Origin of the sequence: Peribacillus sp. FSL K6-5616 (genome assembly GCF_038008245.1) — a bacterium.
GTDB classification, from domain to species: domain Bacteria; phylum Bacillota; class Bacilli; order Bacillales; family DSM-1321; genus Peribacillus; species Peribacillus frigoritolerans.
The window spans coordinates 695,048-717,291 of record NZ_JBBOYT010000001.1 but is presented as its reverse complement, the minus strand read 5'-3'; the positions used below and the strand labels follow the sequence as shown (position 1 = coordinate 717,291).

The window sequence follows — 22,244 nt, the reverse complement described above, 5'->3', positions numbered from 1 at the left end:
CCTTATGCGGTTAGTAAGAACACTACCGAATTGTATCCCCTTCTCTCATTCAATTGTTCTAGATGGAACTGTCCTTGATCTTCAATAGGTGATAATAATGCTGATTTCACTTTCAGCGAATAACATGTGTTCCAGGTTGTTCAGCCTGCTTTAAACTTACTGGCATCCTTGTTTCTAGCGACCGTTTCGCGGCCCTAGCAATCCGCTCAGCTTGTAAACCGTCAAATCCATTACAACTCACCTCATGGTTCTCCAGGCATGCCGAGGCAAACTCCGTCACTTCATCCATATATGCCTGGGAATACCGTTCAAGGAAAAAGTGTAGCGGCTTTTCTTTCTTCACGTGATCATTTGTAGAGATTTCAACAGTTGTTGCCCTGTTGTTATTAACTTGCGCAGAGCCCTTATCCCCGAATATCTCAAGGCGCTGATCATATCCATAGACTGCACGACGACTGTTATCGATGACACCAAGTGCGCCATTTGCAAATTTCATCGTAATGACCGCGGTGTCAATATCGCCTGCTTCACCGATGGCTGAATCCACAAGTACAGCTCCATATGCGAATACCTCGACAACTTCACTTCCCATTACGTACCGGGCCATATCAAAGTCATGGATGGTCATATCCATGAATAAACCGCCTGAATCCTTAATGTAATCCGCACTTGGCGGTTGAGGATCACGGGAAGTGATTCGCAGGATATGTGGTAATCCGATTTCACCTTCTTGAACAAGTTTACTAACCTTTCGAAAACTTGGATCAAAGCGACGATTAAAACCCACTTGAAGCTTTACGCCCGCCTTTTTTACTGCATTGAGTGCTTCTTCCGTTTCTTCGACCGAGAAGCTGACAGGCTTTTCACAGAAAATATGCTTTCCGGCTTCTGCCGCTTCTTTAATGATTGCTGCATGTGTATTAGTAGGCGAACATATGAATACTGCTTGGATCTCAGGATCATTCAGCAATTCATGGTAATCTATTGTGAACACTTCGATTCGTTTCTCCATCGCCCATGGTTCTAAATGTTTGGCTGCAACATCAGAAACGCCTTTAATCCGGATTTGCTGAAGTCCCTTCAAATTATCTACATGTAATCTACCAATGCGTCCAGCACCAATAATTCCAACTGTCAGTGTCATTGACTCTCCTCCTGATTAAGCGCTTAACTTTAAATGCAAATCCACTGGGTCATAACCGGTGGAATATTTCTTTCTATATACTTTTTATATTTTGTTTAAGTCTCTTACTGAATTACGTTCTATAAGTAATGGTGCAAGCATGATTCTATGTCCAGACCTGTTCGGTTGCTCAATCGACATCAAAAGCTGGTTAATTGCGTAACATGCCAACTCATCAATTGGCTGAGCTATTGTCGTTAAACCTGGATCAGCTAATTCTGCATGTATGGTATTATCAAAGCCAATAACCGATATTTCATTCGGAATGAATACATTTTCCTTTCGGGCTTCATTCATGAAAATTGCTGCTATTAAATCGGTTGCAGCGAATATAGCAGTGGGTCTATCTTCTAACCGCAAAATTTCCTTGGCGGCCTTTCTTGCTTCTTCAATTTTCGATTTAGAGTGAATTACATGTTCTTCATTTAAACTGATCCCCTCATCGAGCAATGACTGTTTAAATCCCTCTAAACGCAAGCAACCGCTCGCCCTGTTTAATTCGGCAATCACTGCAACATGCCGATGCCCATTAGCCAATAAATACCGTCCGGCAAGATATCCGCCCCGAACATCATCCGTGGTGACAACATTGGTTTCGACGAAAGAGGGGTGGTCCACCGAAAACATCAAAAGTGGAATATTCCTGATATGAAGCTTCTTGAAAATCTTTCGATCCTTCGGTTCAGTGGCGATTATGATTCCATCCACCTGTTTTTTAATAAGAAGCTCTAAATAGTCATGTTCCCTTTCCAGTTGATAATCCGTACTGCATAAAATAATGGCATACCCGATTTCACGAGCATGGTTTTCCAATGCCCTGGCAACCTCAGCAAAAAAGGGATTTGAAATATCAGGGACAAGCACTCCGATAGTGAATGTTCTCTTACCTGTCAGCGCAGCTGCAACGGTGCTTGGGTGATATTCAAGTTCTTGCATGATTTCCGTTACCTTACTTCTCGTTTTATCGCTAATTCGGCCAGTATTATTTACCACCTTCGATACCGTGGCAATTGAAACGCCGGCTTTTTCTGCTACATCATAAATCGTAGGCTGCTTCATGTGTTTTCAAAACTCCTCCAAATTATCCTTTACTTTATTTTAGCATGAAGGAATTTTACAGGTACTATAGATTTCCTTATTTTGAAATACTCTTTAAGAATTCCAATTTTTCTTCCGCATTTTTTATTGTTATGATGTCAATTCCGCTATCTAACCGCTTATCGACCTTATCCCCATTTATAGCTTTCAAGGCATTTTCAACACCTTGATAACCCATGTTATATGGACTCTGGGCTATGGTGCCAGCTAGTTTTCCTTCCAAAATGGATTCAACCGCTTCTTCGGTTCCATCAGTGCCAATGACTTTAATATCCAGTCCTTTAGCTTCAACGGCGCGTAAAACCCCCAATGCCATATCATCATTTGCTGCAAAAACTCCCTTTACATCTCCATTTTTTTGCAGAATATTTTCCATTACTGACATCGCTTTCGTTTTATCACTATCACCAGGTTGTTCTGCAACAACTTCCAGACCTGCCTCTTCAAGGGCTTCTTTTGCACCTTTTATCCGCGCATCCGTAGCCGGATTGCCAAGTGCTCCCGAAATCAAGACCACTTCATCTCCCTTCTGAAGCGTAGAAGCCAACAATTTCCCGCCTTCCAGACCTGCAGTTTTGTTTTCTGTACCGATAAAGGTCGTTTTCCCTTCAAAATCAGCATCTGAATCTATAAGTATCACAGGTACATTCTGCGCTGCGGTTTCTAACACCGGAACGACCGTATCCGGTTGCGAAGGTGCGACGACGATGGCGCCAGGTGACTGGTTTATTTGATCCTCAAGCATATTAACCTGCTGGATCACTTCCGACTCCGCAGAAGGACCTACCACCGATACCGTAATTCCAAGGTCCTTACCAGCAGCTTTGGCTCCTGCCTCAACATATTTCCAATAAGGGCTTGATAAGGTTTTTAAAACGACTGCGACACTTTCCTCTTCACTGCCGCCCGCTTTTTTATCCCCATCACCGCAGCCAGTCACTAACGCCATACACGATATCACTAATGCCGCTCCAAACCATTTTAGTTTCCCATTCATCCTGTTACCTCCAAGTTTCATATTTGAAATGAATTAACGATCGATCACCTTTTTTTTCCTTTTCGTTGTCGGAGTACGTCTACAAACACGGCTGCGATGATGACGAAACCGATTACTGCCATTTGGAAATCGGCAGGAACGTTCAGGAGGTTTAATCCATTTCGGAGCACAGCTATGATCATTGCACCTATCAATGTACCCCAAACAGTTCCGACACCTCCCATGAAGCTTGCTCCTCCAATGATGACTGCCGCTATTGCATCAAGTTCATATGATTGGCCTGCGAGAGGGAAAGCGGAATTGACGCGTCCGACCATTACAAGCCCTGCAAGACCTGCCATTAAACCACTGATCGTATATACTATGATCAATACACGATCAACATTGATACCCGAGAGACGGGCCGCTTCTTTATTACCACCGATCGCATATATATAACGCCCTGTCTGGGTCCTTGTCAGGAATATATGAAAGATGATATATACCACTATTACTAACAGGAAGCTAACTGGAATGGGACCTACAAATTCACGCCCCAAAAATTGGATCAAATATGGAAAACCGGCAATCGGGGCTGCAGCCGTGATGATCAACGCGATTCCACGTGCAATGTTCATCGTCCCCAGTGTCGAAATGAACGGATGCGGCAAACGTAATTTCGTTAATAGCAGACCATTGAGTAAACCGAATCCAGCTCCTACGACCAGGCAGGCAAGTAGGCCCAAGATCGGACTGAATCCCATCGTGACTGAAACGATTCCCATAACCATGATGGAGACCGCAAGAATGGAACCTACAGATAAATCGATGCCGGCTGTTAAAATCGGAAGAAGCATACCGATTGCAAGTATGGCATTTATGGAGGACTGACGGGCTATATTCATGATATTGTTCAATGTCATGAACTTGTCCGACAAGAATGTCAGTACCGTCGTTAAAAGGATAAGACCGATTAATGGCCCGAACTTACTTACGTAAGTCTTAATGGTTCTACTTTGTTTTGGTAAATCATTCTCTGGTTTTTGTATGACTGCTTCATTCATAATTTCATCCCCCTGTTGCCGCTTTCATGATCCGTTCTTGAGAGGCTTCTCCTATCTCCAGGTCAGCGGTCATTTTCCCCTCACTCATCACTAAGACCCTATCGCATATACCAAGTATTTCCGGGAGGTCCGAAGAAATCATCAAGACAATGGCACCGCCTTCAACCAACTGATTCATTAAGCGATAGACTTCAACTTTTGCACCAACATCAATCCCTCTTGTAGGTTCATCAAAGATATAAACCTTTGCCTGTGTGCATAACCACTTGGCAATAACGACTTTTTGCTGATTACCCCCGCTTAGATTTCTGGCATGAAGATCAATATTATTTGGTCGTACCTTCAATTCCCTAATATAATTGTTTGCTTCTTCACGCAGACCTTTCAAATCAATGAGTCTGAATTTATTCGTGAATTTATTCATATTTGCCATGGCAATATTGAAATCAAGCGGTTGATCCAATAAGAGACCTTCGCTTTTCCTATCCTCCGTAATAAAAGCAATGCCTGCATCAATTGCATCCCTGGGTGATTTGATCCGAACCTCCTCCCCATGTATGTAGACCTTACCTTTTCCCCTGTCATCTGCACTGAAAATGGCTCTTGCCAATTCTGTCCGTCCAGCTCCGACGAGTCCGGAGATTCCGACGATCTCACCGTGTCGGATTGAAAAGCTTACAGGTTCTTTGGTTCCCGCCACTACTATGTTTTCGACCTTGAACCCTTCACTGCCAAGCGTAAACGATTGCTTAGGATATTTTTCATCCAGCGCCCGGCCGACCATCAATTCGATCCAATGATCGGTTTCCGTTGTCTTGACCGGCAGCGTTTCAATTTTAAATCCGTCTCGAAGGATGGTAAGCCTATCACCCATTTGCCTGATTTCATCCAACCGATGGGAAATGAATAAAATCGCTATGCCCTTTTGAGTAAGTTGTTCTACACATCGATATAACTGCTCTACTTCAGTTCCGCTAAGGCTGGACGTCGGCTCGTCCATAATAATTAATTTCACATCAAGGGTAAGCGCTTTCGCAATTTCCACAAGTTGTTGCTGCCCGATTCCTAGCTCCCCCAATTGCTTATCTGCAAGTTCAGGGCTTTGACCAAGCATTTCCAAACAGCGTTTTGCTTCCTGACGCATTTCCTTTTGATTAAGTAATGAGAATTTTCCGCCACGCTTCAATTCCCTTCCGAGGAATATATTTTCATATACCTTTAATTCAGGAATGACATTCAATTCTTGATAAATAGTCGCAATCCCTAGATTCATAGCATCAAGAGGTGTATCAAGTTGGACAGAATTACCTTCCCAAAAAATTTCTCCGGAATCTTTTTCGTATGCTCCCGTTAAAATTTTTATGAGTGTGGATTTGCCTGCACCATTTTCCCCTAGTAATACATGAACTTCACCCGCCATTACATCTAAATCAATTCCTTTTAAAACATGGTTTTGACCAAAACTTTTTTTAATCCCTTTCATTTCAAGGAGATTTCCTGAATGATTAATCATGGGCAAACCTCTTTTCGTCATTTACCATTTAAGAAAGCGCTTTCCTAACTAGAGTATATTTTTTTTATATTTACTTTTCAATATATTTATTTAATATTTCGTATTTTCTGAATTATTACCACAGATATAATGAATTAAGCTCAACCTTTTTTCCCGTTTGATAGGATTCACGTGCTGCAAATGCTATTTCAAGTGCCTTTATGCCATCGTCCACTGTTACACTTGGTATTCCTCTACCCTCAACTACCTGGAAAAAACTCGCGAGTTCCAAATGGTAGGCATCGGTAAAACGAGTTGGAAAATCGGGTAAAATATCATGCAGGTTACCCGATTTCGTTAAAATCTGTATATCATGATTTCGAAGATTCCCTATAAAGATCGACCCCTCCGTCCCAATGACCTCTCCACGGATATCGTAGCCATAATGGGCATTACGACTTGCCTCTGCATCTCCTGCAGCCCCAGATGAAAACTCCAAATAGGTAAGAGATTGATCAACATCTTGGTATTTTTCCATGAATGGGTATTTTAGGATTCTTCCATGAGCATGAACTGAAGTCACTTCGGAATTCATTAAGTACCGGGCAATATCAAAATCATGAATGGATACATCGACAAACATACCGCCGCTATGTTGGATAAACGCTTCATGGGGTGAATGTGGATCACGGGAAATACCGCGGAAGTAAATCGGATCACCGATATCACCGGCATTGATCCTATTTTTCGCTGCAACATAAGCGGGATCGAACCTGCGCATGAATCCCACCTGGCAAATGGTATTGTCATATTCTATTATTCTTTTAATTTCATTTGCTTCACTTAAATCTATCGTAAGTGGTTTTTCGACAAATATGGACTTGCCTGCTTCTGACGCTTTTTTCAACAAATCAAAATGTGTGCTTGTAGGAGAAGCTATGATCATTACTCCGATAGTATCGTCTTTAAGGATATCCTCTGGGTCGGACGTGAAAAATGGCACTTCCAATTCAGTTGCAACACGCTTTGCCGTCTCCATATCGACATCACATATTGCCGCAAGTTCCGCGTTTCTAATTCTTGTAACTACATTCACTGCATGCCAATAGCCAAGTCTTCCAAGTCCAAGTACAGCTGCTCGAATTTTTTTTGACATATTATTTTTTCTCCTTTTAGTTAACTTCCGTCAGCACGGACTTTCTGTTCAATGATTGGTAACTTTTTTCAAGATAACGGGCCATTTGAATCGAATGATCGACATTATAATCAGGGTTCTCCCCTTCTAAAATACAGTCATGGAAATGTTCAATCTGATTTAAATATTGATCATCTTTATATCTCTCAAAAAGGATTACATTACCATTATCATCTTTTACTGTTATTTTTCCGTGTTCATCATTCGATACGTCGGGTCGAAATGCAGAATCGACTGTAATGGATCCTTTAGGGCCAAAGATTTCATAACGATTAATAAATGGAAGTTCCAATGAAGCTGTAACTTCAGCAGTCCTTTTCTGAGCATCCAACAATAAACAGGTCGATGTCATGTCAACACCATTGCCTTGATTCATTTTGCCGCTCATTGTGATTTGAACAGGTTTAAAGCCAACGATTTGCGTAACTGCATGCAAGCCATAACATCCGACATCTCTCATGGCCCCTCCCCCTAGTTCCGGTTTCAAACGAATATCCCCAGAGTCTTCAAGCATCCAGGAAAAATGTGCTTTAACATGGTTGTATTCCCCGATCTTGTCGGATTCAAGTAATTCCTTAACTCGTTTATGCTGACAATGAAACTGATACATGAAGGCTTCCATGAAGACAACATCATTTTCTCGGGCTGCTGTTTTAACAGCGTGCATATCGGCTTCCGTTAAAGCTGCTGGTTTTTCAAGAAGAACATGTTTTCCCTTTTTCATGGCCTTCACCGCCCATTCTGCATGAAGAGAGTTAGGTAAAGGGATATAGACTGCGTCAATAGATGAATCTTCAATAAGATGTTCATACTTTTCATAAATATAGGACGAATTGAATCGCTTAGCCTTTTCTAAGCTTTTCGATGCTACGGCTACTAACTCTGCACGGTTTGAACGGCTTATGGACGGTAAAAATTCATCGAAGGCTATATTGGCAGCACTCATGATTCCCCAACGAATATTTCCCATCATTCACACTCCTCATATATTTTGGGAAAGCGCTTTCCTTTTTGCTATTGTAACTCACACATTTTCATTATTCAATTACATTTACAGAAATGCCGAAAATTATTTTTCAGAATTATCAGTCAGAATTATTCCAGTATAAAAAGCAATCTACTCTAAAGAAGATTAAAGAGCCACGACTTAATTTTTATGTTTCTTTCTAGAAAAAAGAGGAAATAGTAAAGATACAATTATATTTAGAGGGAGCTCATTTATGGTAAACAAAATAAACGAAGAACTAGAAGCTTATTGTGCGAGTGAATATTCAAAGCTATCACGGGTGATCGTCTGTGAACCTCGTCATATGGAGATCCGGGAGATCATTAACGAAACCCAAAAAGAGTTTCAAGAAGAAAATATCGATCAGGCACTTGCCTTGGAGCAGCACGCACAATTTACAAACGCTCTAGAACATGAAGGGATTGAAGTCATAAAACTTCCGCCTCAATCTACATATCCGGAACAAGTCTTTACGAGGGATATCGGTTTCACTCTTGGCGAAACCGTTTACGTAGCTGAGTTGGCAACAGGTATCAGGCAGGGTGAAGAACAAATATTGAAATCCTGGCTCGAAACGAATGGTATTTCATATTTCAACCTCCTCAAAAATCATATTGAGGGCGGGGATGTCCTTATTGACGGAAAAACCATCTATATTGGAATCAGTGAAAGAACGGATGAAACATCCGTCAAGCATCTTCAATCCTTATTACCGGAATACGAGGTCATAGCGGTTCCTTTCATTGAAACATTCCTTCATTTAGACTGTGTTTTCAATATCATATCACCGACAGAGGCGCTTATTTTTCCAGAGTCCTTTACAAAAAAAGAGATGGATATATTAGCTTCACGTTATGACATGATTGAAGTGACGAAAGAAGAACAATTCACTTTAGGAACCAACGTGCTTTCGATTGGGAATAAAAAATTATTCAGTCTACCCTGTAATAAACAGGTAAATAGTCAGCTTCGTGAACGCGGATATGAAGTCATTGAAGTCGATATAAGCGAAATCATCAAGTCCGGTGGCTCTTTCCGTTGTTGCACCATGCCACTATTGAGGACAACGAAAAAGAAGACTGATTCAGCCTGAGCAGAATGAAAGAAACCGGACTAATATGGAAGTCCGGTTTCTTTCTCCTTTTTGTTGTCAAACATTAATTTTCAATGGAATTTGCGACCACCCCTTAAAAAGAATCTTCTCTATACATCAATTCAGTAGTAGTCTTAATATAATTTCAGAATCCTTTCTATTTAACTGTACATACTGGCTATGTTCATCCTTCGTCAATTCTACAATATTTTCATCAGTATTTACCCAAGCATAATATACGGAAATTCCACCTTCATTTTTCTCATCATTAAAATAAAAGATGAAGTCCGCCTTAGAATGATCCTTCTCCAACGCGAATTCTTCCCAAGCCGCATTCTTTACTATTTCTTTTGTTTTTTCTGTTTTCCCCATTTCTATCTTTTTTTTATATGCTTCGAATTTATAGTGTTTACCTTCATATTTTTGAACGGAAATATGTTCTTGCTTTGTCGTGCAACCTGAAGCCAACGTTATTGATAATAAGCAAAGGCCAACCAGGAGCGGTTTCCTTTTCATGACAAGTCATCTCCTTATACCCCAATGGATTAATTATCCAATATTTCTCATTATACTAGTCCAAGCAAAAGAGTAATAGGATTGTTTGTCGATTTTTTAACAGTAAAAAACCCTCAAGTTTATAACTTGAGGGTTTTTGAACCTTTATCCCTTGGTCATATGTGCTGCATTCATCCAAACCATACAGAAAATAGTTCCTCGTTGATGCCTAGATTGTACATATAATATATTCCGAAAAGCGTGCTTATCACACCTGTCAATCGGATGAGTAAGAGATTGACTTTTTTGGAGGAAGAGCTTGTGACAAAGGGGATGCTTAAAATCGTAGTGAACAGAAGCATACCTATACAAGTACCTACACCAAATATGATAATGTAGATTGCCCCCTGCCACGCTGCATCTATCGTACTTAAAGTAAGAAGGACCATTGCAGCACTGCCTGCAAGTCCGTGGACAATTCCCACTAACATCGATTTCAGATATGTAGCCCGGCCTGTATGGTCATGCCGCTTCGTTTGCTTCCAAGAAAAAATCGTCGTGATACCTAAATATACCAGCATGATTCCCACAAGAAATTCCAATGACATAGTCCAAGCTTCCGGAATTTCGTTTTTCAAAAGGATTAGGATGACACCGAACACCAAAAGAGTAAGTGTATGCCCGATTCCCCAAAATAGGCCTGCAAGTGAAGATTTCCATATTTTCTTGCTTTGGCTCGCAATCGTAGAAACAGCAATGATATGATCGGGTTCCAGAGCATGCTTAATGCCTAATACAAATCCAATCGCTAAAACAAGCAATAAACTCATTTCCATAAAACATCGCCTTTCCCTTTACTAATATTTACGATAAAAAATTGGATCCTTCCGAAGGATCCTCCTTCGGAAGAGATCCTCACAAACTGAAAATGCCTTTTCTATCTGTTGAGTTTGATTTGCCAATACCCGCAACATCAAACCCCGTATTGGCAGCCGGGAAAAACCTATTCTAACATTGCTTCCTAACGGGGAAAGCATTTCATCGAGTTCGGTAATGAATTCCACATCCACCTCTTTATTTATCAATAATAGCGAGCCAAAATGACTATATCCTTCCAATAAAAGTACAGAGTCCATCTCATCTGAAGGATTCAGAAACAAGTGGTCCATCAACAGCCTTTTACCATCTTGAAACACGTTCATTTTGGAGCGGATCCAATCATATGTGAATGCCCCCCTACTCTCTGACCATCCTGGTGTAAATATATCAGTCATCAACAATCCCGCTCCGCTTTCCATATGTATAGTCGTATCCTGAATATATCGAGCAGATTCATAGGCAATTACAGGGTCCTGCACATAGGTAAGGAAACTTTCCTTTTTTAAAACTAACTCGGTTTTCTGCACTGCCGGCTCATCCATCGTTTTGTATATCTTTGTCGCAGACTGCGTCGTCAATGTTATTGTAGCCCCTTCTTCCAAACAAAAAAGCTGATGGTACTTGTCACCACCTACATAGCCGCCTCCAACATGAATGAGAAAATAGGTAGGTGAAAGTTCATCAAAAAACACAGGACGGGACAATTTGAATGCCCCGTCATAATAAGTATCACTCACTATCGTTCGAGCATTTTTCAGTTCCGCCTTTAAGCGAATGCTGCCTGTCCAACTCACTGCTCAAGACCTACTAGAAACGCCTCTGACTTTATCCAGTTCACGACATCAGTCAAACCCTTTTCGTCTTTTAAGTTAGTAAAAAAGAAAGGTTTATCCCCTCGGGTCGTTAATGTATCCCTCTCCATCACTTCCAGGCTTGCTCCTACATAAGGGGCCAAGTCCGTTTTATTAATGATGAATAAATCCGATTTAATCATTCCCTGGCCACCTTTCCGGGGGATTTTCTCCCCTTGTGCGACATCAATGATATAGATTGAAAAGTCGACGAGTTCAGGGCTGAAGGTCGCCGCTAAATTATCACCGCCGCTCTCCACAAAAATCAAATCGAGTTCCGGATGGAGTTCCATCAACTCATCAATGGCTGCGAAATTCATCGAGGCGTCCTCACGTATCGCTGTATGAGGACAGCCGCCGGTTTCCACACCAATGATCCGATTTTCAGGAAGTACACCATTTTTCATTAAAAACAGCGCATCTTCTTTTGTATATATATCATTCGTTACAACTGCCATGCTAAAGTCATTTTCCATTACCCGTGTCAACTTCTCGACAAGCATTGTTTTTCCGGCACCAACTGGGCCGCCTACACCTATTTTGACTACTTGTTTCATCTATTATCGATTTACCTCTATGAGGCAAACCTGTCACCTCTTTTCTGGTTAACTCATAAATAGTCTTACATGTAAATTCTCATGCCTCATTTGGGCGATTTCCAATCCCGGCAGTGTCCGTCCGAGTTCATCCTCCGGAAGTGCTTTAATGAATGCAACGGCTGTCTGGATGACCTCATGTGACCACAATAACAAGGATTGTCCAGTTGTCTGCCCCAAAGGGATTCCTCTTACTGCATTTTGGATAAGCGAGGACACGGCTGCATACAAACAGGCATAAATGGCCATTTCTACGGTAAGGTTCAGTTCGGTACACACAAGCGCAAATACAATGGCCGGATGACCATAGCATTGCTTTCCTTGGATTTTCTTCAAGTATGCCAATAATTCTTCGGATGGGTATAAGTTCGAGCATAGTTTAGCCATCTGCTGTCCAATTCTTTTCGAGGCTTCCCTGGATTCCCGGGGGGAACATGCGGCATAAAGCAACTCATCCAGATACCATATACCTTCAGCCCTATGACTACTTACGAATTCATATGCAAGCCGGCACCCCAGTCCATCTGTATAGGTTAAAGATTTAGAAATATATACCTTCAAAAACGCCTTTAAAGAAGCTGCATCATGGACCTTCCCTTCTTGAATGTAGGTCTCCATTCCGAATGAATGGGAGAACGACCCAGAAGGAAAATTGGAATCACAAAGCTGGATCAACGGAAACAAACGTTCAATCATGTGAATGGCCGATATGACGGAATGCCTGCTTGACCTTTCTCTTTTCACGTCGAAACGGTATATCAAGTTCCATTAAAAGCTCTTCCACCAGGTAATCATATTGAACAAGCATTTCATCTCCAACAAATTGGGCAGGTAAGTGGCGATTTCCCAATTGATGCGCTATATCGCCCATCTGCCCTAGAGTTGTAGGCAAGATCGTCAAAATATCGTCATCTATCGTATGGATAACGATCATATTATTTTCATCCATATAAAGGATGTCACCATCCATCAAATCCTTGTTTTCTTTAAGGCGTATCCCAATTTCATTTCCATGATCCGTTTTAACCCTTAGTATCCGTTTTCTTAATGCATCGCTTTCCAGATAAACCTTTTCCATATGTTTCGCTTTTTTTTCAATAAACTCTATATTTCCCAATACTTCTTCAACTATCATGTCATCACCTCAGAATAAAAAGTATCGTTGCGCCATCGGCAGGATTTCCGCTGGCTCACACGTAATTAAATCACCATCCACTGTCACTTCATATGTTTGCGGATCAACTTCTATGAGGGGGGTCTCCCCGTTTAACCTCATATCTTTTTTTGTAAGATTGCGAATATTCGAGACGGTCTTCACTATTTTTTTCAAACCCAGGTCATCATGAATTCCCGCTTCATATGACGCTTTTGATAGGAACGTAATCGAAGTACTCGCAACGGCCTGTCCAAAACTTGCAAACATCGGGCGGTATAGCACGGGTTGAGGTGTTGGAATAGAAGCATTCGGGTCGCCCATCATACTGTGCGCTATCATGCCCCCTTTTAGAATCATGTCCGGTTTAACCCCGAAAAAGGCAGGATCCCATAGCACCAAGTCTGCGAATTTCCCTTCTTCCACAGATCCGACGACATCAGAAATCCCATGTGTAATTGCAGGATTTATCGTATATTTGGCAATATAACGCTTAACGCGGAAATTGTCCCCTTCCCCTGTATCCTCCAGCATTTTGCCACGCTGCTTTTTCATCTTATCGGCCGTCTGCCATGTTCGTAGAATAACTTCCCCTACCCGCCCCATCGCTTGGGAATCGGAGCTGATCATGCTAAAGACGCCCAGGTCATGAAGAATGTCTTCAGCTGCGATAGTCTCTTTTCTTATCCTGGAATCGGCAAAAGCGATATCTTCAGGTACGGATGGATCCAAATGGTGGCATACCATCAGCATATCCAAATGCTCTACCAACGTATTGATGGTATATGGACGGGTAGGGTTCGTCGAGGACGGGAGAATATTCTGATAACCAGCCGCCTTGATGATATCAGGGGCATGCCCCCCACCCGCTCCTTCGGTATGATATGTATGAATGACACGGCCGTCGATCGCTCTGATTGTATCCTCGACGAAACCACCTTCATTAAGCGTGTCGGAATGAATCGCCACTTGAACATCGTATTCGTCAGCCACCATTAAACTTGTATCGATCGCTGCTGCCGTCGTGCCCCAATCTTCATGTAGCTTCAGCCCGATCGCACCAGCCTCTATTTGCTCAGCAAGCGGTTCTTTGGCGGAGGAATTACCTTTACCCAAAAAACCGAGATTCATAGGGAAATGATCTGCTGCTTCGAGCATTTTATGTATATTCCAAGCTCCCGGAGTACACGTCGTGGCGTTCGTTCCCGTTGCAGGTCCGGTTCCCCCACCGATCATTGTCGTGATCCCGCTTGACAGTGAAGTCTCGATTTGCTGCGGGGCAATGAAATGGATGTGGGCATCAATACCACCAGCTGTAACGATTTTTCCTTCAGCCGCAATTATTTCAGTAGCTGCTCCTATCACCATTGTCACCCCATCCATCAATAGGGGATTTCCCGCTTTTCCTATAGTTGCAATATTTCCATCCTTCACGCCAATGTCCGCTTTATAGATGCCTGTATAATCGATGATTATCGCGTTGGTGAAAACAAGATCCATCACCTCATCTCTTGAAGCGGTTGGATGTTGCCCCATACCATCACGGATCACTTTACCCCCGCCAAACTTCACTTCATCCCCGTACTTTGTAAAATCCTTTTCCACTTCTATGAAAAGCTCAGTATCTGCCAATCTAATTAAATCCCCTGTTGTCGGACCAAACATGTCGGCATATTGCTTACGTGACATTTCATGGCTCATATTTTCACTCCTTATCAAGCGGACCATTCGTTTTATTGCTCAATCCATAAACTTCCCTCTTGCCGCTGAATGGGACCAGTTCGATTTCCTTCGCATCGCCCGGCTCAAAACGGACAGCTGTACCAGCAGGAATGTTCAGCCTTTTCCCAAAAGCATCCTCACGAATGAACTCCAGTCCAAGATTCACTTCATAAAAGTGAAAGTGTGAGCCAATCTGTATCGGGCGGTCTCCCCTGTTGATGACTGTTAGGACCGTTGAAATCTTTCCCTCGTTACATACGATCGGTTCTTTTTTCAAGATATATTCACCTGGTATCATGGCCTCTTCCTCCTTACTGAATCGGATTATGAACAGTCACAAGCTTTGTACCATCCGGAAACGTTGCCTCAACTTGAATATCGTGAATAATGTCAGGAATCCCATCCATAACATCTTCAATTGAAAGAATCGTCCTGCCAAATTGCATCAGTTCCGATACTGATTTACCATCCCTGGCCCCTTCGACTATTTCGTAGGTAATCAAGGCAATGGATTCCGGATAGTTCAACTTCAAGCCGCGATCTTTTCGCCTTCTTGCCAAATCAGCCGCCACTACAATCATTAACTTTTCCTGTTCCCTTGCTGTTAAACGCATACCCTCTCTCCTTTTGCCAAACTATGCCGTTAAAATACCTACCCCTTTAGTTCGGCTGCAACTCTTTCAATGCGCCGTTTCAGTCAATTACCATTATCCGACCCAACATTCCGGCCCTTAACTTTACATAGTTATGTAAGTTTATCTAACATTATTTTAATTATAATAAATTATCTGACAATTACAACCCTTAAAATGAATTTAATTGTAAATTGATAAGCCTTCCCCTTTTGAAAAGACCTAGCTAAAATTTGATAATACTGAATTATCCTTGCTATAATTTCATGGGATAGCGTTTAGAAAAAAACAGGATTGAAAGGGGAATGTAAAATGAATTATGTTAAAAATCAACTGACAGCCATGCGCACCAATCTTTTAAAAGAAATTGAGGGAATCAATCCAGAGTTCATGGATGTGCAGCCTGAAGGTTTTAATAATACAATCCATTGGCACATTGGACATGTCCTTACTGCAGCGGAAAAGTTTTTATTGAACTCCAGCAGTAATTTGCCAGAGAGTTACAGCCAGCTATTCGGATATGGTTCAAAACCAGCCAACTGGACCGGAGATGTACCTACCGTTGAAGTATTAAAGCAACAGTTGCATGAACAACTTGATCGACTTCTTGAAATTCCGGAAGAACGATTGGCAGAAAAAACAGCACAGCCTTTCAACGGAATGGAAACAGTGGGAGAATTCATTAATTTTGTAGTCTTGCACGAAACCAATCATATAGGCCAAATTCACGCAATGAAACTATTCATACAATCCAAAAACTGAGATTAAGAAACTGTCACTCTGTTTTTCTTGTAATGGAAGTGGCTGTTTTTTTATTTAGGACGAAAAATTACAGTTTTGGTGCGTTTACACGTAAGTTTGGAGCAAATAATCGTGAGTTTTAAGCTTTTTACTCATAAAATTCTAGCGTCACTCGGTAATTCGGAGCTTTAATTCGTGAATTCGGAGCGTTACTCGTGAGTTTGCAGTAAATACTCGTGAGTTTTAAGCTTTTACTCGTGAATTTGGTGTAAATACTCGTGAATTTTAAGCTTTTACTCGTGAGTTCCGAGCTTTTACTCGTGAATTTGGTGTAAATACTCGTGAATTTTAAGCTTTTACTCGTGAGTTTGCTACATTTACTCGGAGTTTAGTGGAAATACTCGTGAATTCGAGCGTTACTCGTGAGTTTGTAGCAAACACTCGTGAATAAAATTAAAAAGAGCCCCCGCTCTTTAATAGCGAGGGCTTTCTTCAGTTCATTCGAAGTGAACGTCTCTTTAAGTCATTTGGTTATCCATATAATCACTGTATGCTTTTTCCGCTGAGGCTTCCGAAGTGAACAAAGCATCATCATCCTCGATCGTATGAAATGTATCGTTCAGGAACAAGGCAACTGCATTGGGATCTTTGGGGTGCGGAACAATTTCTGCTGCCCTGATATTCGAAACTGTAGGGACATGGGGGTTATTATAAATCACAAACACCTCGTCACCGACCTGCACTTCTTTTGCATTGATTACACCCATTGAATTCTTCCTTTCCATTACTGATTTTCCTTTAGTTTATGGAAAGAAACTTATAATTATTTATGAAAGATGACAGACCTCGCAAGTCGCGTTATCTGAATGGGGCCCCTTCAACAGAAGGAGCCCCGCCATTCACTTAAGCATATTCATTTTTTGTAAAAATTCGATCGGATGCTGTTTCCGGAAAAACTCCCTAAGCATATAGGCAACACCATCTTGATCATTGGAGCGCGTCACCCATTTTGCCACTTTCCGTACTTCCTCATCCGCATTGCCCATGGCAACTCCCAGACCAGAACCGGCAATCATATCCATATCATCCAATCCATCGCCAATCGAGACGATCTCCGTTCTTTTCACCTTTAAATGGTCCGCTAAATACAATACACCACTCCATTTAGATACACCCTTCGGAACGATTGTCAGTTTATGTCCTGGGTGTAAGACTGCATCCACCTCAGGGAACATTTCCTTTATCAATTTCAACATATCATTTCGAGCATTTTTTTCTGGAAATATAATGTCCATCTTCGTCGGGGCCATCGGCTGATCAATAAGCTCTTCACTGATATCATCCACATAATTTTGAGCATAAATATTTTGGTCATTCAAATACATAACCGATTTACCAAGCAAATTCTCCGGGAGGTTCACCCGATTGCCCAGCGAGTATTTTTCATGAATGAGCAATATTTGGCACGTGGTCTTTTCAAGCATTTGCACGAGCTCTGCAGTCAGTTCTTCTGATATTCTTTTTACCATTATCGGCTTTTCCATGGAAGCTCCGACAAAGGCTCCTTGCTGAGCAACGATCATCGGATTTATTTTTAGGGCTTTGGCCACTTTTTTTGCTGAGTGATAGTTTCTTGACGTCACAAGTGCAACATGGACACCTTTTTGGTGAACATAATCTATTGCTTCTTTAGTCGATTTATTTAAACGGCCATTCGACTGGAGCAATGTCCCGTCGATATTGACCGCAAGTAGTCGATATACCATGCTGATCTCTCCCATCTGTTGTATCCTCTTTCAAAATTTATGACTAAAATTTCGAGAATAGAACAAATAGTGGTTCACGACCCTTGCACTTGTGCTTTCAGGGAACAAAAAAACCCCCAACCATTAAAGAAGGGAGTCTCCAACTGCTTATTGCTGTTGTTCTGGCAAGCCATATAAATCTTCAAGCGGCTTCATGATAATTTTATTGAGGTCTGCGATGACCATGCTCATCCGTTGTTCAGCTTCCATCAATTGTGAAATGGTTGGGTTTTGTTGGACAAGCTGTACCGTCTTTTGTGCTTGCTCAACCTCTTCCGGTGCAATCTCCTGTCCCATCATTTGCTTTTGCTGCAATGACATCTGCAGATTACGGAAGTTTTCAAACATTCCTTTTGTTGCTTCATCCGAATTCACAAGATCATATAAGCGTTGCAAATCGGCATATTCATTGCTTGCCCTAATCGCCTTTTCCATTTCATACGCTGCATCATATACGTTACTCATTTATTTCCCCTCCCGGTAATCATTGTATTCCTACACCTTTTCCACTATAACAAATCCGATTGAGAATTACACGTCATCCTATTAAAACAGTTGCGAAACCTTGAAATAAACCGATGATTCCACCAAGCAAGGCCCCAAGGTATGTGATCATCGACAATTCCTTCTTAGTGATGGAAACGACCATTTCCTCAAGACGGGACACAGAAAAGGACGAAACCTGTTCTTCCACGATATCGTCCAAATGCAGTTTTTGGAATAGCGGCTGGAAATGATTGATTACGTACTCGGCACCTTTTTCCACAAAAATCGGAACGCCCTTTTCCACAATGGTGTCCGAGAAATTGGCAGTCAATTCTCGAACCGGCTTATTCAGGATCGAAGCGACAGGCAGCATTTCAACCGTTTTTTCGGTAATCCATTGTTTTATCGTTTCTCTCCCGATCATTCCCTCGATTTTCTCTATATCCCATTTCTCGAGATTTCCCCACTCTTTCACCAACATCACTGACAATATATCAATCGTTCGCGATTGTTCAAAAAATTTAATGATTTCCGGCTGAATCTTGTCAATTAACTTTTCGTTTCCAATGAACATCTGAATTAAATTGATCAGCTTGCCCCGTTCCTTGAAAAAATCATCCAACATGTCTTCAAGACGGCGTTTGCCTTCCGCACTGTCAAAATATTCTTTTCCCTTTTTCACGATGAAACGTGACAAATCAGGAATCGAGTCGAGGGCTTTTTGCTGAAGGTGCGGAGGGACGATATCTTTCAAGCTCTTGCTCATGTTCTCTCCCGACCATATTTCATATTTACCAAGAATGAATGTTTGTAATCGCTGTTCCAGCGTAAATGAAGAATTCTTCATTCCCAATTGATCAAGCAATTGAGCAGTACTTTTTTGTGTGGACAATGCTTTCTTTACTTCTGCCTGGACGAAAATTTTCATATTCTGTATAGAGGCATCATTGATGACTTTACTTTGAATGCTCTCTGGTGTGATTAAATGATCGACCACCAATTTGCCTAATTGTTTAGCTAATTCATCCTGCCGCTTCGGAATCAATCCTGGTGTCAACGGCAGCTGCTTCCCAAAGTATGGATTGGCTTATACGGTCTGAATAGCATTCTGATAGCCAATAAATTAGTGAAGCCACCTATTACTGCACCAACGACGACCATAAACAGTATCTTTAGCCAAAACTCACCCATGAAATTTCTCCTTTTATTGCTTGAAATAAAGGCTTGATGACACCTTCTAATTAAAAAATCATAGAATGTGTTATCCACATTTGCCCATCATTTAATTATTAAAGGATATCAAACTTAGTGCAAACGGGGAATTATTATGAACCTTAACCATCAGAAAGTTTACATTACGGTAAATCCCGCAGAGACTAGAAAGAAGGCGCTATTGTTTATCGAAGAAAAATTATTTGAGGAATGGGACCTTCAATTTGGAGAACCCGTAACGATAATGGCTGGATGCCGTTCCGTCCCGGTACTTGTCCAGCCATTCGCGTCATCCCAGCCTACATTGAAACTTTCATATGATATGAACCAAATTTTATCCTTACCCATTTTTTCCGATCCAATCTCCGTCTCATACCATGCGGATGAAAGGTCAATTAAAATAGGACCATTCTTCGCTTCACTCATGAACCAGACTCCCTTGCAAGACGGGACATTCGGCGAGATGGAAAAATTTTATCAGGAAATGAAAACATATTGTAACCAGCAGGGCATCCCCTTCTATTTAGTTAAACTGCAGTCTCTTCAAGATGGGGTTGTGGAAGGCTACCTGCCAGGGCAAGGTGGCTGGAAAGCCTTGCCCCTCCCCATCCCTGATGTATTTTATAACCGGATACATTCGCGTAAACTTGAGCAATCGTCTTCTTTCAAGCTGTTTAAAACTGAACTGGAGGAACGGTCGATTCCGATGTTCAACGGAAGGTTCCTCTCCAAACATGATGTACACGAACTACTGATCTTAGAAGATGAGCTTTTGCCAAATTTACCAGAGACGATACTGTTTAACGAAGAGGAAACTTTCTTGACATTTATAGAAAAGCATTCGGTAATCTACTTTAAACCCGCATCAGGCAGCCAAGGCAGGAATATTTGCAGATTAACGCAAGTAGCTGGAAAATGGAAAATCGAGCAATCCGGACATCTCCAGAATGTACATTTTGCTGATACGGATGAAAAGTTGTTTGAAACCTTAAAAAAATTTTCCAGAAAACGATCCTTCATTCTTCAAAAAGGGATTTCCCTATTCGAAACCGATCAGAGAAAAGTTGATTTCCGCATACTACTTCACCGGAACGAACAGCTTGAATGGAAAGTTACATCAATGGTTGCCCGGATTGGGGATCCTGGTACTATTGTTTCCAATCTTGCACAAGGCGGATTGATGAAAAATGGGCCGGATTTTCTAAAAGAAGCATTTGAACTTCAGGACGCCAGCCGCATATATCAAAAGCTCGTACGCCTGGCTAAAAACACTGCACAGGCCTTAGTCGAAAACCTTGACGATTCATTCGGTGAGCTAGGGATCGATTTAGCACTGGACACCGATACCCATCCATGGATCATCGAAGTGAATTCAAAACCTTCGAAAAAATTTCAAGGCAACTATGAAACCTTTCGTCCATCAGTAAAATCAATCATAGATTTCATGCTTGCCCTTTACCCGAAAACCATCCATAAAAGGAGTTGCTAGCACGTGTTAATAGGATTAATGGCCGCGTCGGATACTCATGAAAACAACTACTTCACCGAAATAGCCAAAACCGCTAAATCATTTAATATGAAAGTTTGCAAATTCTCACCGGAAAATATTGATATGGATCTAAAAAAAGTGAGGGGCGAGCGTTTTGATGCCGAGAGCGAAACTTGGATCGCCACATCTTTTGATTTACCTGATTTTGTATATGATCGCTGTTTTCACGGTTTAGTTCGTGAGTCAACGGAAACGCGACACAAAATCGAGTGGTTAAAAGATAACTCGAATTTCTTAGGACTAGGACTTCCTGGTAAGTGGGAAGTGTACCAAATCCTAAAAAACCATCCACACCTACAGGCATTTTTTCCAGAAACCGTACAAGTGACGACACCTGAAGATATTATAGGACATTTGGAACGCCTGGATAAAATCATCATCAAACCTGAATTCGGTGCAGGCGGTACAGGAATCTATCTCCTTTCAAAAACCGAAGACGGGACTTTGGTTTCCATGACGAAAAAGGGTACCAAATATGACCGCCCATTCTCCTCCAAATCTCAGCTTAACAAATGGCTGCAGCATTTATTAAATCGATATCGTTATCTTTGCCAGCCATATTTAGAACTTTGCACCCAAAATAATGAGCCATTCGATTTACGGATTTTACTTCAAAAAAACGAGAAGAATCAATGGATGGAACGGGGCCGCGGAATTCGTACGGGACAAAAAGACGGAATTACTTCAAATCTTGCCACAGGCGGGGAAGCCATTTCATTGGATAACTTCAACAAAAGAAACCCGGAAACGATTTCGATTGCTGTCGAACAAAAGATTCATCATATCCTTCGCACCCTGCCCGTTGAAACCGAAGCTGTCTTTGAAAGATTATTCGAGTTGGGAATTGATCTAGGCATCGATAAAAAAGGCCAAATATGGATAATGGACATTAACTCGAAGCCTGGTAGGAAAATCATTCAGGCACTACAGCCGGAGACCATGAAAGATATTCATCGAGCACCGTTTCAGTATAGCCAGTATTTAGCCGAACAGCTTCAGAAAGCAGGTGAATAGGA

At 41.6% G+C, this 22,244-nt stretch carries 26 protein-coding genes; 4 read left to right on the top strand and 22 right to left on the bottom strand.

Annotated features, from left to right (window positions below; genetic code table 11):
* Positions 1–112: 112 nt before the first annotated feature.
* From iolG to MHB45_RS03410, 7 genes are all read right to left on the bottom strand, one after another.
* Complete coding sequence (iolG, locus tag MHB45_RS03440; RefSeq protein ID WP_048687368.1) at positions 113–1,144, bottom strand: inositol 2-dehydrogenase; 1,032 nt, start codon at positions 1,142–1,144, stop codon at positions 113–115.
* An 84-nt stretch (positions 1,145–1,228) separates the two neighbouring features.
* Positions 1,229–2,242: a LacI family DNA-binding transcriptional regulator gene (locus MHB45_RS03435; protein WP_072272543.1), complete on the bottom strand. Its 1,014-nt coding sequence runs from the start codon at positions 2,240–2,242 to the stop codon at positions 1,229–1,231.
* A 76-nt stretch (positions 2,243–2,318) separates the two neighbouring features.
* Positions 2,319–3,278 (bottom strand): sugar ABC transporter substrate-binding protein, encoded by a 960-nt coding sequence (locus MHB45_RS03430; RefSeq protein WP_053087443.1) that lies wholly within the window; start codon positions 3,276–3,278, stop codon positions 2,319–2,321.
* A 44-nt stretch (positions 3,279–3,322) separates the two neighbouring features.
* Positions 3,323–4,321 carry an ABC transporter permease gene (locus MHB45_RS03425; protein WP_048687371.1) on the bottom strand — a complete coding sequence of 333 codons (999 nt, stop codon included), beginning with the start codon at positions 4,319–4,321 and terminating at the stop codon, positions 3,323–3,325.
* 4 nt (positions 4,322–4,325) lie between these two features.
* The gene (locus MHB45_RS03420; RefSeq protein WP_048687373.1) at positions 4,326–5,834 is read right to left on the bottom strand and encodes a sugar ABC transporter ATP-binding protein; all 1,509 of its coding nucleotides are present in this window, start codon (positions 5,832–5,834) and stop codon (positions 4,326–4,328) included.
* A gap of 115 nt (positions 5,835–5,949) precedes the next feature.
* The gene (locus tag MHB45_RS03415) at positions 5,950–6,969 is read right to left on the bottom strand and encodes a Gfo/Idh/MocA family oxidoreductase (RefSeq protein ID WP_048687375.1); all 1,020 of its coding nucleotides are present in this window, start codon (positions 6,967–6,969) and stop codon (positions 5,950–5,952) included.
* 16 nt (positions 6,970–6,985) lie between these two features.
* On the bottom strand, positions 6,986–7,978 hold the full coding sequence (locus MHB45_RS03410) for a Gfo/Idh/MocA family protein (RefSeq protein ID WP_048687377.1): 993 nt from the start codon (positions 7,976–7,978) through the stop codon (positions 6,986–6,988).
* 250 nt (positions 7,979–8,228) lie between these two features.
* Here MHB45_RS03410 and MHB45_RS03405 point away from each other — a divergent pair, with 250 nt between their 5' ends.
* Positions 8,229–9,107 carry a dimethylarginine dimethylaminohydrolase family protein gene (locus MHB45_RS03405; protein ID WP_176702828.1) on the top strand — a complete coding sequence of 293 codons (879 nt, stop codon included), beginning with the start codon at positions 8,229–8,231 and terminating at the stop codon, positions 9,105–9,107.
* A 117-nt stretch (positions 9,108–9,224) separates the two neighbouring features.
* Here MHB45_RS03405 and MHB45_RS03400 read toward each other — a convergent pair whose 3' ends face one another.
* From MHB45_RS03400 to MHB45_RS03360, 9 genes are all read right to left on the bottom strand, one after another.
* A complete protein-coding gene (locus tag MHB45_RS03400; protein WP_048687378.1) occupies positions 9,225–9,623 on the bottom strand; it encodes a hypothetical protein in 399 nt (132 codons plus the stop codon).
* A gap of 170 nt (positions 9,624–9,793) precedes the next feature.
* Positions 9,794–10,438 carry a HoxN/HupN/NixA family nickel/cobalt transporter gene (locus MHB45_RS03395; RefSeq protein ID WP_072272542.1) on the bottom strand — a complete coding sequence of 215 codons (645 nt, stop codon included), beginning with the start codon at positions 10,436–10,438 and terminating at the stop codon, positions 9,794–9,796.
* A 21-nt stretch (positions 10,439–10,459) separates the two neighbouring features.
* A complete protein-coding gene (locus MHB45_RS03390; protein ID WP_048687382.1) occupies positions 10,460–11,275 on the bottom strand; it encodes an urease accessory protein UreD in 816 nt (271 codons plus the stop codon).
* Positions 11,272–11,889 carry an urease accessory protein UreG gene (gene ureG / locus MHB45_RS03385; protein ID WP_048687385.1) on the bottom strand — a complete coding sequence of 206 codons (618 nt, stop codon included), beginning with the start codon at positions 11,887–11,889 and terminating at the stop codon, positions 11,272–11,274. Before ureG ends, MHB45_RS03390 begins: the two co-directional genes overlap by 4 nt.
* A gap of 48 nt (positions 11,890–11,937) precedes the next feature.
* Positions 11,938–12,624, bottom strand: a complete 687-nt coding sequence (locus MHB45_RS03380; RefSeq protein ID WP_176702827.1) for an urease accessory protein UreF — start codon at positions 12,622–12,624, stop codon at positions 11,938–11,940.
* A complete protein-coding gene (gene ureE / locus MHB45_RS03375) occupies positions 12,617–13,063 on the bottom strand; it encodes an urease accessory protein UreE (protein ID WP_048687386.1) in 447 nt (148 codons plus the stop codon). Before ureE ends, MHB45_RS03380 begins: the two co-directional genes overlap by 8 nt.
* Before the next feature lie 9 nt (positions 13,064–13,072).
* Positions 13,073–14,782, bottom strand: a complete 1,710-nt coding sequence (ureC, locus tag MHB45_RS03370) for an urease subunit alpha (protein WP_340907375.1) — start codon at positions 14,780–14,782, stop codon at positions 13,073–13,075.
* A gap of 4 nt (positions 14,783–14,786) precedes the next feature.
* Positions 14,787–15,101 carry an urease subunit beta gene (locus MHB45_RS03365; RefSeq protein WP_340907373.1) on the bottom strand — a complete coding sequence of 105 codons (315 nt, stop codon included), beginning with the start codon at positions 15,099–15,101 and terminating at the stop codon, positions 14,787–14,789.
* Positions 15,102–15,114: 13 nt separating this feature from the next.
* The gene (locus MHB45_RS03360; protein WP_340907371.1) at positions 15,115–15,417 is read right to left on the bottom strand and encodes an urease subunit gamma; all 303 of its coding nucleotides are present in this window, start codon (positions 15,415–15,417) and stop codon (positions 15,115–15,117) included.
* 330 nt (positions 15,418–15,747) lie between these two features.
* Between MHB45_RS03360 and MHB45_RS03355 the strand changes: the two genes are divergently transcribed.
* Positions 15,748–16,197 (top strand): DinB family protein, encoded by a 450-nt coding sequence (locus tag MHB45_RS03355; RefSeq protein ID WP_048687394.1) that lies wholly within the window; start codon positions 15,748–15,750, stop codon positions 16,195–16,197.
* Positions 16,198–16,694: 497 nt separating this feature from the next.
* Here the strand turns inward: MHB45_RS03355 and MHB45_RS03350 are convergent, their stop codons facing one another.
* The 6 genes from MHB45_RS03350 to MHB45_RS03325 all read right to left on the bottom strand — a co-directional run bounded on the left by MHB45_RS03350 (position 16,695) and on the right by MHB45_RS03325 (position 20,105).
* Positions 16,695–16,961: a transcriptional regulator SplA domain-containing protein gene (locus tag MHB45_RS03350; RefSeq protein WP_226990520.1), complete on the bottom strand. Its 267-nt coding sequence runs from the start codon at positions 16,959–16,961 to the stop codon at positions 16,695–16,697.
* Between the two features lie 114 nt (positions 16,962–17,075).
* Positions 17,076–17,942, bottom strand: coding sequence for a Cof-type HAD-IIB family hydrolase (locus MHB45_RS03345; protein ID WP_034315523.1), 867 nt, complete (start codon positions 17,940–17,942; stop codon positions 17,076–17,078).
* A gap of 147 nt (positions 17,943–18,089) precedes the next feature.
* Positions 18,090–18,446, bottom strand: a complete 357-nt coding sequence (locus MHB45_RS03340; RefSeq protein WP_034314741.1) for a YlbF family regulator — start codon at positions 18,444–18,446, stop codon at positions 18,090–18,092.
* A 73-nt stretch (positions 18,447–18,519) separates the two neighbouring features.
* Positions 18,520–19,524: a DUF445 domain-containing protein gene (locus tag MHB45_RS03335; protein ID WP_340907367.1), complete on the bottom strand. Its 1,005-nt coding sequence runs from the start codon at positions 19,522–19,524 to the stop codon at positions 18,520–18,522.
* The gene (locus tag MHB45_RS03330; protein ID WP_340907365.1) at positions 19,521–19,658 is read right to left on the bottom strand and encodes a hypothetical protein; all 138 of its coding nucleotides are present in this window, start codon (positions 19,656–19,658) and stop codon (positions 19,521–19,523) included. Before MHB45_RS03330 ends, MHB45_RS03335 begins: the two co-directional genes overlap by 4 nt.
* Positions 19,659–19,898: 240 nt before the next feature.
* A complete protein-coding gene (locus MHB45_RS03325) occupies positions 19,899–20,105 on the bottom strand; it encodes a hypothetical protein (RefSeq protein WP_161798630.1) in 207 nt (68 codons plus the stop codon).
* A 37-nt stretch (positions 20,106–20,142) separates the two neighbouring features.
* Between MHB45_RS03325 and MHB45_RS03320 the strand changes: the two genes are divergently transcribed.
* Both MHB45_RS03320 and MHB45_RS03315 read left to right on the top strand, forming a co-directional pair.
* Positions 20,143–21,168, top strand: coding sequence for a YheC/YheD family endospore coat-associated protein (locus tag MHB45_RS03320; protein ID WP_340907362.1), 1,026 nt, complete (start codon positions 20,143–20,145; stop codon positions 21,166–21,168).
* 3 nt (positions 21,169–21,171) lie between these two features.
* Positions 21,172–22,242, top strand: a complete 1,071-nt coding sequence (locus MHB45_RS03315; protein WP_072272540.1) for a YheC/YheD family endospore coat-associated protein — start codon at positions 21,172–21,174, stop codon at positions 22,240–22,242.
* The last annotated feature ends 2 nt before the right edge of the window (positions 22,243–22,244 follow it).